General features: G+C 47.0%; 15 protein-coding genes. 12 read left to right on the top strand and 3 right to left on the bottom strand.

The window, feature by feature from the left end:
• Position 1: 1 nt before the first annotated feature.
• Positions 2-247 (bottom strand): GlsB/YeaQ/YmgE family stress response membrane protein, encoded by a 246-nt coding sequence (locus tag V7728_RS03750; protein WP_003150926.1) that lies wholly within the window; start codon positions 245-247, stop codon positions 2-4.
• A gap of 502 nt (positions 248-749) precedes the next feature.
• On the opposite strand from V7728_RS03750, the gene qoxA reads away from it, so the two are divergent.
• Genes qoxA through qoxD form a run of 4 tightly spaced genes read left to right on the top strand, consistent with a single transcriptional unit; the run spans position 750 to position 4,691 of the window.
• Positions 750-1,715 (top strand): cytochrome aa3 quinol oxidase subunit II, encoded by a 966-nt coding sequence (gene qoxA, locus V7728_RS03745; protein ID WP_012118744.1) that lies wholly within the window; start codon positions 750-752, stop codon positions 1,713-1,715.
• Positions 1,716-1,742: 27 nt separating this feature from the next.
• On the top strand, positions 1,743-3,692 hold the full coding sequence (qoxB, locus tag V7728_RS03740; RefSeq protein WP_012118743.1) for a cytochrome aa3 quinol oxidase subunit I: 1,950 nt from the start codon (positions 1,743-1,745) through the stop codon (positions 3,690-3,692).
• Between the two features lie 14 nt (positions 3,693-3,706).
• The gene (gene qoxC / locus V7728_RS03735; protein ID WP_003150930.1) at positions 3,707-4,321 is read left to right on the top strand and encodes a cytochrome aa3 quinol oxidase subunit III; all 615 of its coding nucleotides are present in this window, start codon (positions 3,707-3,709) and stop codon (positions 4,319-4,321) included.
• Position 4,322: 1 nt separating this feature from the next.
• Positions 4,323-4,691 carry a cytochrome aa3 quinol oxidase subunit IV gene (gene qoxD / locus V7728_RS03730; RefSeq protein WP_007407711.1) on the top strand — a complete coding sequence of 123 codons (369 nt, stop codon included), beginning with the start codon at positions 4,323-4,325 and terminating at the stop codon, positions 4,689-4,691.
• Positions 4,692-4,734: 43 nt separating this feature from the next.
• Here qoxD and ywcE read toward each other — a convergent pair whose 3' ends face one another.
• Positions 4,735-4,995: a spore morphogenesis/germination protein YwcE gene (ywcE, locus tag V7728_RS03725; protein ID WP_003150937.1), complete on the bottom strand. Its 261-nt coding sequence runs from the start codon at positions 4,993-4,995 to the stop codon at positions 4,735-4,737.
• A gap of 292 nt (positions 4,996-5,287) precedes the next feature.
• On the opposite strand from ywcE, the gene V7728_RS03720 reads away from it, so the two are divergent.
• The 4 genes from V7728_RS03720 to V7728_RS03705 all read left to right on the top strand — a co-directional run bounded on the left by V7728_RS03720 (position 5,288) and on the right by V7728_RS03705 (position 9,150).
• Positions 5,288-5,746 (top strand): GNAT family N-acetyltransferase, encoded by a 459-nt coding sequence (locus V7728_RS03720; RefSeq protein WP_015240818.1) that lies wholly within the window; start codon positions 5,288-5,290, stop codon positions 5,744-5,746.
• Between the two features lie 201 nt (positions 5,747-5,947).
• Positions 5,948-7,135: an FtsW/RodA/SpoVE family cell cycle protein gene (locus V7728_RS03715; protein ID WP_007407709.1), complete on the top strand. Its 1,188-nt coding sequence runs from the start codon at positions 5,948-5,950 to the stop codon at positions 7,133-7,135.
• 102 nt (positions 7,136-7,237) lie between these two features.
• Positions 7,238-7,987 (top strand): oxygen-insensitive NADPH nitroreductase, encoded by a 750-nt coding sequence (gene nfsA / locus V7728_RS03710; RefSeq protein ID WP_064108105.1) that lies wholly within the window; start codon positions 7,238-7,240, stop codon positions 7,985-7,987.
• Between the two features lie 161 nt (positions 7,988-8,148).
• A complete protein-coding gene (locus V7728_RS03705; RefSeq protein ID WP_032868201.1) occupies positions 8,149-9,150 on the top strand; it encodes an LLM class flavin-dependent oxidoreductase in 1,002 nt (333 codons plus the stop codon).
• A gap of 41 nt (positions 9,151-9,191) precedes the next feature.
• On the opposite strand, the gene V7728_RS03700 is transcribed toward V7728_RS03705, so the two are convergent.
• The gene (locus V7728_RS03700; protein WP_015240814.1) at positions 9,192-11,603 is read right to left on the bottom strand and encodes a S8 family peptidase; all 2,412 of its coding nucleotides are present in this window, start codon (positions 11,601-11,603) and stop codon (positions 9,192-9,194) included.
• A gap of 525 nt (positions 11,604-12,128) precedes the next feature.
• On the opposite strand from V7728_RS03700, the gene V7728_RS03695 reads away from it, so the two are divergent.
• The 4 genes from V7728_RS03695 to V7728_RS03680 all read left to right on the top strand — a co-directional run bounded on the left by V7728_RS03695 (position 12,129) and on the right by V7728_RS03680 (position 16,335).
• Positions 12,129-12,443 carry a hypothetical protein gene (locus tag V7728_RS03695; RefSeq protein WP_025285458.1) on the top strand — a complete coding sequence of 105 codons (315 nt, stop codon included), beginning with the start codon at positions 12,129-12,131 and terminating at the stop codon, positions 12,441-12,443.
• 23 nt (positions 12,444-12,466) lie between these two features.
• Entirely contained in the window at positions 12,467-13,297 is an 831-nt protein-coding gene (locus V7728_RS03690) for a PRD domain-containing protein (RefSeq protein WP_012118737.1), read from the top strand.
• 219 nt (positions 13,298-13,516) lie between these two features.
• Complete coding sequence (locus tag V7728_RS03685; RefSeq protein ID WP_020958006.1) at positions 13,517-14,899, top strand: sucrose-specific PTS transporter subunit IIBC; 1,383 nt, start codon at positions 13,517-13,519, stop codon at positions 14,897-14,899.
• Positions 14,896-16,335 (top strand): sucrose-6-phosphate hydrolase, encoded by a 1,440-nt coding sequence (locus V7728_RS03680; RefSeq protein ID WP_099567184.1) that lies wholly within the window; start codon positions 14,896-14,898, stop codon positions 16,333-16,335. The genes V7728_RS03685 and V7728_RS03680 overlap by 4 nt, the downstream gene beginning before the upstream one ends.
• Positions 16,336-16,389: the final 54 nt, after the last annotated feature.

Below are 16,389 nucleotides of genomic sequence, written 5' to 3'. Positions count from 1 at the left end.
TTTATCCTCTGCTTCTGGCGATCAGGCTGAATAAGAACACCACGATCGCAGCTCCGATGATTGCCGGAATAATGGCAAAGCCGGCAAGGTGAGGACCCCATGTGCCGAGCAGTCCGTGCCCGATCCATGCGCCGATCAGACCGGCGATCATTGACCCGATGATTCCCCCGGGCATACTGCCTTTTACAAATAAACTTCCGATCCAGCCGATAATAATAGCGACAATCAGAGATACGATAAAACCCATAAATATCACTTCCTATTTTTTATTATTTATGCCTATATGTTTCCTTCGTTTTGTCCATATTAAACATATGAATGTGTTTTTTATAATGAACATATCAAGGCGCGTTCCGGTCTTTTTTTTCACAATGCGTTGCGTTAAAATGGAAACCGTGTGAAAAGGTGTGAACAAAGGAAAAAATATTTCTTTTGTAGAATGTTTAACAAAATGAATCTTTTTGTTGACCAGCGTTTTTTATTATGGTAAACCTTTATTTGGTATTATTCGTTCTCACTATCTTTTTTCTCTATATATGCTAAATGATCTAAAACTTTTTATGTTTGGTTTGCGCAAGTGGAAAAAGTTCATGCATTTTTTGACGATTTTGTGACATTAGGTCGAAAAAAAGATGAACTTTAGAAAAAAATAAAGCTAATAAGGGCAGATTTTGATAGCATAACAAGGTAGATAGAGAAAAGATTTTGAGAAAGTACATTTCAGATTCACTACATCAATAGGAAGGATGGTGATCTTCTTGTTCAGAGCATTTAAACCGTTACTTTTATTAGCGATGTTGGCTGTTGTTTTCGTACTGGGCGGATGCAGCGACATTTCCGTTTTAGATCCGAAAGGACCTGTAGCAGACCAGCAGAAAGATCTGATTCTCTTGTCAATCGGATTTATGCTGTTCATTGTCGGCGTCGTTTTCGTACTATTTACAATCATTTTAGTGAAGTACCGCGACCGCAAAGGCAAAGACAGCGGAAATTACAAGCCCGAGATGCACGGCAACACGTTCTTAGAAGTAGTCTGGACAGTGATCCCAATTTTAATTGTTATTGCACTTTCTGTGCCTACCGTACAGACGATATATTCGTTAGAAAAAGCGCCTGAAGCGACAAAGGATAAAGAGCCTCTTGTTGTTTATGCTACTTCGGTAGACTGGAAATGGGTATTCAGCTACCCAGAGCAGGATATTGAGACGGTTAACTACCTGAACATTCCTGTAGACCGTCCGGTTTTATTTAAAATTTCTTCAGCCGATTCAATGGCATCGCTATGGATTCCTCAGCTTGGGGGGCAAAAATACGCGATGGCGGGAATGCTGATGGATCAATACTTACAGGCTGACAAAGTGGGAACATATGAAGGCCGCAACGCGAACTTCACCGGCGAACACTTTGCCGACCAGAAATTCAACGTAAAAGCTGTTACGCAAAAAGACTTTAACAGCTGGGTGAAAAAAGCCCAAAGCGATTCTCCAAAGCTGACGAAAGAGAAGTATGACGAACTGATGCTTCCGGAGAATGTCGGTAAATTAACGTTCTCTTCTACACACTTAAAATACGTTGACCACGGCCAAGATGCCGAATATGCGATGGAGGCGCGCAAACGCCTTGGCTACAAAGCCGTATCACCGCACTCTAAAACAGATCCGTGGGAAAATGTAAAGAAAAACGAATTTAAAGTATCCGACGATAAACAAGATTGAAATTGAACAAGAAAGGAGGAAGCCCGAATGAAATTGAGATGGGATGAATTTTTTGTAACAGGTGACCCATTAATTCTGGGCGCACAAGTTTCCATTGCGCTTTCCACTATCGCTATCATCGTTGTACTCACATACTTCAAAAAGTGGAAATGGCTCTGGTCTGAATGGCTGACGTCTGTAGACCATAAGAAACTTGGAATCATGTACATTATCTCTGCTGTTATCATGCTGTTCCGCGGCGGGGTCGACGGCTTGATGATGCGCGCCCAGTTAGCGCTTCCTAATAACAGTTTTTTAGACTCAAACCACTATAATGAGATCTTTACGACTCACGGTACGATCATGATTATCTTCATGGCGATGCCGTTTTTAATCGGTCTGATCAACGTTGTCGTACCTTTGCAGATCGGTGCGCGCGACGTAGCATTCCCTTACTTGAACAACCTGAGTTTCTGGACGTTCTTCGTAGGTGCGATGCTTTTCAATATTTCTTTCGTTATCGGAGGTTCTCCGAACGCAGGCTGGACGAGTTACATGCCGCTGGCAAGCAACGACATGAGTCCCGGGCCTGGTGAGAACTTCTACCTGCTCGGTCTTCAGATTGCCGGTATCGGTACGCTGATGACGGGTATCAACTTTATGGTGACGATCCTGAAAATGCGTACGAAAGGCATGACGCTGATGCGTATGCCGATGTTTACATGGACGACGCTGATTACAATGGTTATTATCGTATTCGCCTTCCCTGTTTTGACAGTGGCATTGGCGCTGTTATCATTTGACCGTTTGTTCGGCGCTCACTTTTTCACGCTGGAAGCCGGCGGTATGCCGATGCTTTGGGCTAACTTGTTCTGGATTTGGGGACACCCTGAAGTATATATCGTTATCTTACCGGCATTCGGTATTTTCTCTGAAATTATTTCAGCGTTTGCAAGAAAGCAGTTATTCGGTTACAAAGCGATGGTCGGCTCAATTATCGCCATTTCCGTCCTGAGTTTCCTTGTATGGACTCACCACTTCTTCACAATGGGGAACAGTGCGTCTGTTAACTCTTTCTTCTCGATTACAACGATGGCGATTTCGGTTCCGACCGGGGTTAAAATCTTTAACTGGCTCTTTACGATGTATAAAGGCCGGATCAGTTTTACAACACCGATGCTGTGGGCGCTCGCGTTCATCCCGAACTTCGTTGTCGGCGGGGTAACAGGGGTTATGCTTGCGATGGCTGCAGCGGATTATCAATACCATAATACGTACTTCCTCGTATCTCACTTCCACTATGTGCTGATCGCGGGTACGGTATTTGCATGTTTCGCAGGATTTATTTTCTGGTATCCGAAAATGTTCGGCCACAAGCTGAACGAAAGAATCGGAAAATGGTTCTTCTGGATCTTTATGATCGGATTTAATGTATGTTTCTTCCCTCAATACTTCTTGGGGCTGCAAGGTATGCCTCGCCGTATTTACACTTACGGACCGAATGACGGATGGACTGCATTGAACTTTATTTCAACTGTCGGAGCCTTCATGATGGGTGTCGGATTCTTAATCCTTTGCTACAACATCTACTACAGCTTCCGCTACTCTACTCGCGAGATCAGCGGAGATTCATGGGGCGTGGGACGTACGCTTGAGTGGGCGACTTCATCTGCGATTCCGCCGCATTACAACTTTGCGGTGCTTCCTGAAGTGAAATCTCAAGATGCGTACCTGCAATTGAAAGAAGACAAAACGGATATTCATCCGGAAAGCAAGTTCAAGAAAATCCATATGCCGCACAACTCCGGAAGACCGCTTATTATGTCAGTGGCGTTCGGTATTGCAGGCTTCGGACTTGTATTTGAATGGTTCTGGATGGGCATTGTCGGTTTGATCGGCATTCTGCTTTGCATGGTGCTTCGTTCATTTGAATATGACAATGGCTACTATATACCTGTTGAAGAAATAAAAGAGACGGAAAGAAAGATTTCCGAATAAAGGAGGCGTGATTTATGGAACATGCAGAACACGGCAATTCTAACGCGCCTATGGAATATCAATCTGAAACCGGCAGACTCAATATTCTCGGGTTTTGGATCTTTTTAGGGGCAGAGATTGTGTTGTTCTCAACACTATTTGCAACCTTCTTCGTTCTTCAAAGAAGAACAGCAGGAGGAGTCTTACCGGCTGAATTATTTGAAGTGAAGCTTGTCATGATCATGACATTCCTGCTTCTGATCAGCAGTTTCACCTGCGGGATCGCTGTTCATGAAATGCGTCGCGGAAGTTTAAAAGGCGTCGTCATTTGGACGATCATTACGCTCCTTCTCGGCGCGGGCTTCGTCGGATGTGAGCTTAACGAGTTCATCCACTATGTACATGAAGGAGCATCTCTCGGTACAAGTGCTTTCTGGTCTGGATTCTTCGTCCTTCTGGGAACGCACGGAACGCACGTAACGATCGGTATCTTCTGGATTGCCGGCATCTTACTGCAATTGAAGAAACGCGGATTAACGCCGCAGACGTCTTCAAAAATCTTTATCTCAAGTTTATACTGGCACTTCTTAGACGTTGTTTGGATCTTCATCTTTACAGGCGTCTATCTCATCGGATTGGGGGGACTATAATATGGCAAACAAATCTGCTGAACACAGCCACTTTCCGTGGAAGCATATCGTAGGTTTTGCGTTGTCTATTATTCTGACCCTGCTGGCCCTTTGGGTTGCAGTATATACGGAATTAAGCCCATCAGCAAAACTCTGGATCATTTTCGGATTCGCATTTATCCAAGCCGGTCTTCAGCTTCTCATGTTCATGCACATGACAGAAAGCGAAAACGGCGGAATTCAAGTCGGAAACACGCTCTTCGGATTTTTCGGAGCGATTGTTATCATCCTTGGTTCCATCTGGATCTTTGCGGCGCACTACCATCACGGCGACCATATGGATGGAAACCCTCCTGGCGGTGCGAAGCATCATTCCGAACATCAGGAATAAAAAGAAACCCTCTTCGTTTATGCGAAGAGGGTTTTTTGTGCCTTTATTGGCTTCTTCTCCGGCGCAGGCGCGGAAGGCCGTAAATGATAAAGGCGGCGATATGGGCAACGATGACGTTGACGGCAAACAGGATGATCATAAGTGTGTGGCCGAGAGGGGATAGGCTGCTGGTTGCGTAAAAGTAGAAGAAAACCCACATGAGAATAATTGGCGGTATGGCCGAAAGAGCGACTTTTTTGTTATCCAGCCAGATAAAGAGGGGTGTTGCGCTTGCGACCAGTAAATAAGCAAAAAACATGTCCATCTTACATGTCTCCTTTCATTTTATGGGAGCGTTTCCAAAATGAAATACAGAGAATAAAATGTGTCTGTTTTGTGGTCGTTTTTTGAACATTTTGTTACAATTATTATACCATGTTTTCCAATTTTTGATACCGCTTTTTCGAGAAAAGTATTGCAACTATTGCCTCATTTTTGGATAGGTACAAGAAACCGGAAAGGCCAAATACCCTGTCACATTTCCGGACAATGGAATGGCGCAGGCTGTGAACCTTTGCTATGGTCAAAGAAAATATGCACAGCAAGGGTGGTTTGAAGTGGACGTAAGGAAAGAAGATGTCACAGCGCCGGATGTCTTTGCGCTTTTGCAGGATCATCTGAAGAGCATGACCATGCATTCTCCTCCGGAAAGTATACATGCGCTCAATGCGGACCGGCTGCGTCAGCCTGACGTTACGTTTTGGAGTGCGAGGGAAAACGGCATCCTGCTCGGCTGCGGTGCCTTAAAGGAGCTAAACAGCCGGCACGGTGAGATCAAATCAATGAAAACCTCTCCGCATCATGTCAGAAAAGGCGTTGCCAACCGGATCCTCCGCCATATGCTTGAAGAAGCAAGGCGGCGGGGCTATCAGCGGATCAGCTTAGAAACCGGTTCTATGGAGGCTTTTCTCCCCGCCAGACGCCTGTATGAAAAAGCCGGGTTTCAATATTGTGATCCGTTTGCACATTATAAAGAGGACCCGAACAGCTTGTTTATGACGTTAAACATAGGCTGAAACCCCTTTTCTGACGAGAAGGGGTTTTTTATCGGAAAAGTTTCATCATGACCGAAACATTTCCTTTTCTGACACGTCATATGTCGTGTAGTCCCCAAACCGTAAAAAATAAAAAGGAAGCAACCTCATCATGTTTTCTTGAACGGTGTTCATGTATAATAAACAATAGTGACTTCCGATGAAAATGTAAGGCGGGATAGAATGAGTCGATATAAGAAACAGCAAAATCCCTATTATCAGGGGGATTTGATTTTTATATTTGGTGTGTTTTTAATAATTAGTGTTGCAGCGATTTATGCGGCCGGACAGTTCGGGCAGTACGGAGGCAGTGCCTGGATGAAACAGATTGTCTTCTATGTTATAGGTGCGGGATTCATCGGATTATTGCTGTACTTTGATTTAGAGCAGCTTGAAAAACTGAGTCTGTACGTATTGATTGCCGGCGTGCTGTCGCTGCTCCTTTTGCGTGTGGCGCCGGAATCCATCGCGCCGATTAAAAACGGAGCGAAGAGCTGGTTTCAAATCGGAAACTTTACCCTCCAGCCCTCTGAGTTCACGAAAATAGGAATTATGATGATGGTCGCGTCCATTATATCGAAGGCGGGCCCGAAGGATCAAAGGTCACTTCGGGAAGATGTGAATCTGCTTTTGAAAATTGCGGCATGGACGGTTATTCCGATCGGGATGATCGTTTTGCAGGATGCCGGTACGGGTGCGATCTGTCTGTTTATCGTTATGGTGATGGTGTTTATGTCGGGTGTGAACTGGAAGCTGATCACCATCATCGGCGGTTCGGCCGCGCTTGTGCTTGGCCTTTTCTTAGTGCTGGTGATTGAATTTCCCCATGTGGCGAATTCAATCGGCATTGCGGATTATCAAATTAACCGGATTACATCGTGGATGTCTGACTCCAGTGCGGCAACGACTCAGGCAGAGAGCGATAAAAGCTGGCAGGTGGATCAGGCCGTTATGGCGATCGGATCGGGCGGCATTACCGGAAACGGCGTTCATAATCTGAAGGTGTACGTACCTGAGGGACAGACCGACTTTATCTTTGCGATTTTGGGTGAAAGTTTTGGATTTTTAGGCTGCGCCATTGCGGTTGTCATGTTTTTCTTTTTAATTTACAGGCTTGTGGTGCTGATTGACCGCTTGCATGCGTTTAACCGATTTGGCGCGTTTTTTTGCGTAGGATTTACTGCACTTATCGTGATTCACACCTTCCAGAACATCGGGATGAATATCGGCATTATGCCGGTTACCGGTATTCCGCTGCTGTTTGTCAGCTATGGGGGGAGCTCGGTGCTTTCTACATTAATCAGCTTCGGGATCGTATATAACGCAAGTGTGCAGCTGACGAAATATAAAAGCTACTTGTTCAATTCTTAATGTGAGACGGCTCGTTTTTCGGGCTGTCTTTTTTTGTTTAGAGCATTTCGCTTTTGACATGATTCCCTTTCGGATATGATATAGAAAGAAGGAGGCTTTTATATGAACAATACCATCGAAACCATACTTAATCATCGGTCGATCCGATCATTTACTGACGAGCTTCTGACAGCAGAAGAGATAGATACATTAGTGAAAAGCGCCCAGGCGGCGTCAACGTCCAGTTACGTGCAGGCTTACTCCATCATCGGCGTAACTGATAAGGAGAAAAAGCGGAAGCTGGCGGCACTGGCCGGAAACCAGCCTTACGTCGAGAATAATGGGCACTTGTTTGTGTTTTGCGCTGATTTGTACCGTCATAAAAAACTTGCTGAGGAAAAAGGCGAAAACATTACCGAGCTTCTTGAGAATACAGAAATGTTTATGGTCAGCGTCATTGATGCCGCACTTGCCGCACAAAACGTAAGTGTTGCCGCGGAATCAATGGGACTTGGCATTTGTTATATCGGAGGCATTCGAAATGAACTTGATCAGGTGACGGAAGTGCTTGGTACACCTGACCATGTGCTGCCGCTGTTCGGCTTGGTAGTCGGTCATCCCGCTCATCCGTCCGGTCAAAAGCCGCGCCTGCCGAAACAAGCCGTATATCATGAAAACACGTACGATACGAATGAAGAACACTTCCGCAGTTATATGAAGGAATATGATGAAACCATTGCCGCTTATTATGATAAACGGACAAACGGCAAGCGGGTTGAAACATGGTCTGATCAAATCCTGCAGTTCATGAAACAAAAACCGAGAACCTATTTAAATCAATATGTAAAAGATAAAGGTTTTCAAAAGAATTAAGAAAAAACCTCTCCTGACCGGGAGAGGTTTTTATGTTTCACGTGTAACATATTTCGACAAAATGGAACAAGGTATATAAATGTTTATCATCAGGGATGCTTATAAGCATACAGAAAGAAAAAACGGCTTAGCAGTGGTACGATGTTGATGAGGTGACAGTGATGATTTCATTAAGCATATTAGATCAATCTCCTGTATCAGAAGGGAGTTCCGCGGAAAGCGCGCTGCGGGATACAGTAAGACTGGCGCAGGAGGCAGAAAAGCTTGGATATAAGAGGTTTTGGGTGTCAGAGCATCATTTTTCAGAGCGGTTGGCGGGTTCAAGCCCTGAAGTGCTGATCAGCCATATTGCGGCGAAAACGAATGAGATTCGTGTAGGCTCGGGCGGTGTCATGCTTCCGCATTACAGCGCATATAAGGTGGCGGAGAATTTCCGCGTGCTTGAAGGGTTGACGCCGGGCAGAATCGATCTCGGATTAGGGAGAGCGCCGGGCGGAATGCCGATCGCATCATGGGCGCTGAATGACGGTGGGAAGCGTAACGCTGATCAATATCCGCAGCAGCTTCGTGAGCTGGCGATGTATTTGCATGATGCAGCCGACGACAATCACCGTTTTCCGAATCTGACCGCATCACCCCTTATTAAGACGGCGCCGGAAGTCTGGCTTCTCGGTTCTTCGGGGGAAAGCGCGCTTCTGAGCGCAGAAATGGGAGCAGGCTATATGTTTGCTCACTTTATTAATGGAGAAGGCGGAGAAAGCACGACAGCACAATATAAGCGCAGATTTAAACCTTCTGTATTAGGAAAAGAACCAAAAACAGCCGTGGCGGTGTTTGTGCTGTGCGCGGACACGGAGGAGAAAGCGGAGGAACTCGCGGCCGTCATGGATTATACGCTGCTTGCGGGTGAACAGGGGATTCCGCTTCACGGCGTACCGTCTTACGAAACCGTCCGCGGCAATACGTACACACCGTATGAACAAAGACGAATTGCCGATAATCGGAATCGAATGATCATCGGAACGAAGCAACAAGTGAAAGAACAGATTCTGGCTCTCAGTAAAGCATACGGAACGGAAGAAGTGATGGCTGTGACCATTACTCATCACTTTGAAGATAAACTTCAGTCATACCGGCTGCTTCGTGAAGCTTTTGCCGAATGATCAGAAAGAAACCCTGCTGATGCTCCAGCAGGGTTGTTCGGTTATTCAATGATAAAAGGTTTTTCAGTCAGCACCTGGCTTGATTTCCCTTTGTTCGCGGCATAGGCCAGCATATAATATTCTCCTGCCGGCAGTGCGGTGTCACCATTGACTTTGCCGTTCCAGTCGAAATATTGATAGCCTTTATCCTGCTTTTTGTAGATGCCGGCTTGGCCGACAAAGTCAAGATTGCTGTCATATACAAGGAAGGCAAGCTCTTCGGCTCCCGCCGGAAGATAGGTTTCAATTTGGTAGGTTCCCTGCGTTGTGCCGTCCTGCACGTCGATTGACGTCACGCGCGGATAGTCCGGCTCTTTTACAATCAGCAGCGTCGGCACTTTTGCAACTGTTTTTCCGCCTTCACGCACTGTGACGGTTCCCTCATAGGTGCCTGCCTTTACTTTTTTGGCATTGACCTTTACTTTCGCATTGACCTTTCCGGTTTGATGAGCGGGGATCACGACCCGGTCTGTGCCCGAAACGGTAATGCCCGTGCCGTTGAAAGAGTACTCGAGCTGATATGATTTTCTGATGGACGATTGGTTTTCAATCGTAAAGGTTTCTTTTTTCGTTTCATTGCCTTTGTCTTTCATAAACGTTCCGTAAGAATAACTTCCCGGGGCGACAAGGGAGTCTGCTTTGATCGCCTTCATGATTCTGATGCTTCCGGCGCCTTGCGCATTATGCGGGTATACGTCACCGTCCGCGTCCGTTAAGGTTTCCGCGGTGTTCATGAGAGCTGCTTTTATTTGTTCCGGGCTCCATTTCGGTTTGGCCTGCTTGATGACGGCAGCTGCGCCGGCTACATGCGGGGAAGCCATGCTCGTTCCCTGCTTCGATCCGTAGCCGTACGGGTCGGCCGGATCATGGGTCGGAATGGTGCTGACGATGTTTACGCCGGGAGCGGAGACGTCAGGTTTAATCATCCACGTGTCCATAACCGGACCGCGTGACGAAAAGTCTGCCATTTGTTCAGTGAGCGATTTAGCCACGGATAAATTGAATGTCGCTTTTGTGCCGCCTGCTTTTAATTGGCTGACGAGTTTTTCGCCGTCTTCTGATGAAAGCTTAATCGTCGGTACGGACATGCCCGGTACGTTGGCTTCAATTTCTCCCGGGGCATTGTTATACACAACCATACCGATCGCGCCCGCTTTTTTGGCGTTGTCTGCTTTATCCACAAAGGCGATGCTGCCCCGTTTGACGACAGCGACTTTTCCCTTCAGATCTTTGCCTTCAAAATCCTTTTGCTCGCCGATACCCGCCTCTATGAGCTCTGTTTCTTTTTTATTCAGTGCTTTTATGTCATCTTCTTTGTTGTAGCCCATTACTTTCGCTGAGGAATAGGAACCGAAGGAGACGGCGTACTCGTTCAGCGGCAGCTGGGTCGCTCCGACGGAGATGGCTTCTCTGGACGTTCCCGGAGAGCCGACGGTCCAATTGTTCGGCCCGCTGTTTCCGTTTGATGTAACGGCCGTGACGCCTTCTGACATCGCCCAGTCAAGCGCCGTGCTTGTCGCCCAGTCTGGGTTATTCACAGAATTGCCGAGAGAAAGGTTCATGACATCCGCTCCGTCCTGTACGGCGCGTTCGATGCCGGCGATGACGTTCTCCGTTGTTCCGCTTCCGCCCGGACCGAGCACACGGTAGGCAAGGAGTGTAGCATCCGGCGCGACGCCTTTAATCGTTCCGTTTGCCGCTACCGTGCCCGCGACATGGGTTCCGTGGTCAGTCGACGCGCCTCTCGGATCACCGGACGGCGTTTCTTCAGGATCGTAGTCGTTATCCACAAAATCGTATCCTTTATATTGTCCGAAATTTTTCTTTAAGTCAGGGTGTTTATATTCGACACCAGTGTCAATAATGGCAACCTTGACGCCTTTACCCGTATAGCCAAGCTTCCACGCGTCATTTGCCCCTATATAAGGCGCGCTGTCATCCATCTGCGGAGACACGGCATCCTTAGATAGGGTGATGTCTTTATCTTTGAGCTGATCGGTATGATAGGTGACATTCGGATAAACCGCTTTGACATCCTGATCACTCAGCAGTTTGGGGATTTCATTTGCCGGGAGTTTCATGGAGAAGCCGGAAAACACTTGCTCATATTCCCTGTTGATTTTTCCGTGTTTAATGGTTTTGAGCGCTTTCTTTTTCACTTTTGCGCGTTCGCTTTTCAGCTTGCTTTTTGTCTGTGCTTTGCCGAGTTCCTTTGCTTCCGCCAGTGACTTTTCCTTGAGCTCCACGATGACTGTCGTTTGTTTGCCGGTGGTCATATCAATGTCACCGAACACCTCAGCCTTCTCAAGATCAGGAGTTTGCGGTTTTGAAGCCGGCGCAGCCTGTGAACTTGTGGATAAGGTAAAGGATAAGACAAAAGCCGGAAGCAGATAACGGATGATTCCTTTTTTCAATCGTGTTTCCCCCTTTTTCTTTATCTAAATTAGAAATCTAGTATATATTTCTTGAAAATTCAAAATAATCCTTGTGACATATGACTCATTTATGGAAATTGGTCTGTGAATAAGGAGGGAGTTATACACAGAATCCTGTGTATAACTGAATAAATTTGTGTATATATATTGTTGGGAACGAGTGTTCTTATACAAAATATAGATCGAGTTTGTGGATATGTGGATATACCCTGTGTTTAAGCTGTGCTTAACCAAGGGATAAGGTGTGTATAACTTTTTTTATCGGCTTTTCCATTTTTCAGGTCATTTCCATCAGCTTTCAACAAAACTTCTGAAAACTAGTTTGTTTTTTCACTCATATTGTGACAAACAATTCGCCCGGCCGCGTCTATCATAGAGTCATAGGGTTGCTAGACCCGCTAGTTTTTAGCGGAGAAGGATCGGCCGCCTTTTCCGTTAAAGCGGAGAGAAAAACAGGCCTGCGAACAAGCTGTCTGTCAAAAAGAAGCGGAGGGATGATTTGCAATGAAACGTTTGCTAGTATCTTTACGGGTGTGGATGGTCTTTCTGATGAACTGGATGGCGCCGGGTAACGGAAGATATCCATTAGCTGCCGTGTACGGAAACCAAGCGGCTTATTATAAGAAAGCGAAGCGGACGGCTGGGGCTTTTTCGTTTGTGAGCCGTGTCCGATCGGCGGATTTGACCGATGAAACGAAATCGGCCCGCGGCAGGCTGGATAAAAACCGATGGATGCCTGTCCGCAAAGAATTGCCGAAACGGGAGCGCGCGGGTCCGGCACCTTTACATCATATGAAAAAGAGGGTACAATCCCACTAAACATATGAACGGGAGCGAACCTCTTGAGAATAGACAAAGTATTAAATAACAATGCGGCGTTAATAAAAGAAGACGGACGGGAAAAGATCGTAATGGGTCCCGGAATCGCTTTTCAAAAGAGAAAAAATGATGTGATTCAAAAACATAAAATTGAAAAAATATTTGTCGTGCACGACGAAAATGAAAAGTTCAAACAAGTGTTAGAAACGCTTCCCGAAGAGCATATAGAGGCGGCTGAAGATATCATCAGCCATGCGGAGGGAGAGCTTGCGGCACCTTTGAGCGATCACATCCACATTGCGCTGGCGGACCATTTATCCTTTGCGATCGAAAGGATTCAAAACGGCCTTCAGGTGCATAACCGATTGCTTCATGAAATTAAGGCGCTTTATAAAAAAGAATATGAGATCGGCCGCTGGGCGGTTGAACACGTGAAACAAACCCTCGGTATATCATTGCCTGATGATGAGGCGGGGTATATCGCGCTTCATATCCACACTGCCAAGGCGGATGCCAAAAGCATGTATTCGGCGATGAAGCATACAACCATGATCAAAGAAATGATCGAAAAGATCGAATCCTTTTTCGAACAGAAGGTGGATGAAGACAGTATTTCCTATCAGCGCCTCGTCACGCACTTACGGTATGCGGTCAGCCGGTTGGACTCAAATGAAGCACTCCATTCCATGGACGAGGAGATGCTTTATTTCATCCAAAAAAAGTATCCGTTTGCTTATCGGTGTGCGCTTGAACTGGCGGCGTTTTTAAAAAATGAATATGATTTGGAACTGCCGGAATCCGAGGCCGGCTATATTACGCTGCATGTCCAGCGTCTGCAAAAAAACCCGGAATAACGCGTCTGTTTCGAGAAACAGACTTTTTTTTTGAAAACATATTGACGAAAGCGCTATCATGAAATAGAATGAAAGCGCATTAAAAAAACTGAATCCGGCGGGATTGTGACTGGTAATGCAGGCAAGACCTAAAATTTGCGTACATGAAAAAGGGATCATGCTGACCTTTTTCGTTGGCGAATTTTAGGTCTTTTTTGATTTTAGAAAGGGGGATACATCATGAATTATCAAGAAACGGCAAAACAGCTTATCAAGCATATCGGAGGGGAATCAAATGTCATCAGCGCGACACATTGCGCGACGCGGCTCAGGCTCGTCATTCAAGATGAACAGAAGATCAGCCAGGCCGGCATTGAAGAAATAGAAGGCGTAAAAGGGGCTTTCAGCAGCTCGGGGCAATATCAGATTATATTCGGCACCGGCCTCGTGAATAAAGTGTATGACGCTTTTTCAAAAGAAGCCGATTTGGGGCGGGAAGATCGTGAGACACATCAGGACGCAGCGAAAAAAAAGCTGAATCCGGCCGCAAGATTTGCGAAGACACTGTCTAACATATTCGTTCCCATCATTCCGGCTATCGTGGCAAGCGGACTTTTAATGGGGCTGCTCGGCATGATGAAGGCTTTTCACTGGGTGTCTGAACAATCATCGCTGTTTAAGCTTTTAGACATGTTTTCAAGCGCGGCGTTTATCTTCCTGCCCGTATTCATCGGGTTCAGCGCGGCGAAGGAATTTGGCGGTAATGCCTATCTCGGTGCCGTGCTGGGGGGAATTATGATCCATCCGGCGCTTTTGAATCCGTGGGGGCTTGCGGATGCATCGCCTGATTTTATGCAGCTCTTCGGCTTCGACATTGCGCTGCTCGGCTATCAAGGGACGGTCATCCCCGTACTGTTAGCCGTTTACATTATGAGCAAAGTGGAAAAGGGCACGAGAAAAATTGTGCCTCACGCATTCGATTTATTGGTCACGCCGTTTGTCACGGTGATTGTCACAGGATTTATTACCTTTATCGCAATCGGTCCGCTTGGCAGGGCGATCGGATCAGGCATTACCGTCTCGCTGACATATGTGTATGATCATGCGGGAATTGTTGCCGGACTGCTTTTCGGCGGTCTTTATCCGCTTATTGTGCTTACCGGTGTGCATCACAGCTTTCATGCGATTGAGGCCGGCCTCATCGCTGATTTGGGCAGAAACTATATCCTTCCTATCTGGTCGATGGCGAATGTCGCTCAGGGTGCGGCGGGACTGGCTGTATTTTTCCTGACGAAAAAAGCGAAAATGAAAGAAATCGCTCTGCCGGCCGCATTTTCCGCTTTTCTCGGTGTAACCGAACCAGTCATTTTCGGTGTGAACCTAAGGTACCGTAAGCCGTTTATCGCGGGAATGATTGGCGGAGCGCTGGGAGGAGCCTATGTCGTGGTGACCGGCGTCGCCGCCAATGCCTACGGTCTGACCGGAATTCCGATGATTGCCATCACGGCTCCGCTCGGTTTAGGAAATCTTATAAACTATCTGATCGGAATGGGCATCGCCTCTGTCTCGGCGTTTATTGCCGCTTACATTATGGGAGCTAAAGAAAAGGAGGCCGTCAAATGAGGACACCGGATCAAGAGCTGCGCCTGCAGGCTGAGGAAGCGAAAAAGAAGCGGGGAGAAACAGCCGCGTCAGATCCATACCGCCAGAACTATCATATTATGGCGCCGGTCGGGCTTTTAAATGATCCGAACGGCGTGATCCAATGGAACGGCGTATATCACTTGTTTTTTCAATGGCAGCCATTTCATACGGGGCATGGCGCGAAATTTTGGGCGCATGTGACGACGAAGGATTTCGTTGAGTGGAAAGAGGAAGAAATCGCGCTTGCGCCGGGTGAGTGGTATGACAAAAACGGCTGTTATTCCGGAAGCGCCATCGAAAAAGACGGGCGGCTCTGCCTGATGTACACAGGCAATGTCCGTGACGGAGAAGGCAATCGGGAAACGTATCAATGCCTCGCCGTATCCGAAGACGGGATCGTATTTGAAAAAAAAGGAGTTGTCGCGCGTCTCCCGGCAGGCTATACCGCTCATTTCCGTGATCCGAAGGTTTGGAAGAAAGACGGAGCGTATTACATGGTGCTTGGCGCGCAGACAGAAAAGCTCACCGGAAGCGTTGTGTTGTTCACATCAGAGAACTTGACGGATTGGACGTTTCTCGGTGCGATTGCGGGGGCGGACTCCGGCGGTCTCGGGTCATTCGGCTATATGTGGGAATGTCCCGACCTGTTTTCCCTTGACGGAACCGACGTGCTGCTCGTATGTCCGCAGGGGCTTGAAGCCGACGGGATAGAATATCATAACAGCCACCAGGCGGGCTATTTCCTCGGCAGGCTGCATACAGAGCCGCCAGAATTTAAGCACGGTGAATTTACGGAGCTTGACAGAGGATTTGATTTTTACGCGGCGCAGACGCTGGAAGATGATAAGGGACGGAGAATTCTGTTCGCGTGGATGGGCGTTCCGGATCAGCATGAGGACAAACATCCGACCCATGCGTATCACTGGATTCACTGCTTAACGATGCCGAGACAGCTGTCACTGTCCAACGGCAGAATCATACAGCGCCCGCTTTCGGAAATGAAATCACGCCGCACGGATGAACAAAAGCACCGTCTTCAATTGAATTGCTCGTCTGTAAGCCTGCCGGTGAAAGATGCGTCCCGGGCTGAAGTGCTGCTGGAGGACATCACTTGCGAATCCGGTTTTGAAATCTCAATTCGGGGGGCGGCCCGGTTTATATTTCATCAGGAAGAGGGGCTGGCTGTGCTGGAGCGCACCGCTTTCAGCGGAGAAGAAAAAGAAAAGAGAAGCTGCGCCATCAGCGAGGTGCATTCCGTGCAGCTCTTTCTGGATGCATCCTCGATTGAATTGTTTTTGAATGATGGAGAAGAGGTATTCAGCGCCAGATATTTTCCTTTCCCGGGAAATGATGACGTAACCGTCACTTCGGCAGGAAAAACGGAAATAAATGGCTCAATTTGGACACTTTTGTAGAAAATCGTTCTTTTTTCTTATGTGAAACCTATGCCATCTGTGCTATTCTTCAAA

The sequence above is a fragment of the Bacillus sp. JHAA genome, from assembly GCF_036961585.1.
Lineage (GTDB): Bacteria > Bacillota > Bacilli > Bacillales > Bacillaceae > Bacillus > Bacillus velezensis.
The sequence above is the reverse complement of the archived record's forward strand: the minus strand, read 5'-3'. Positions and strand labels throughout refer to the sequence as shown.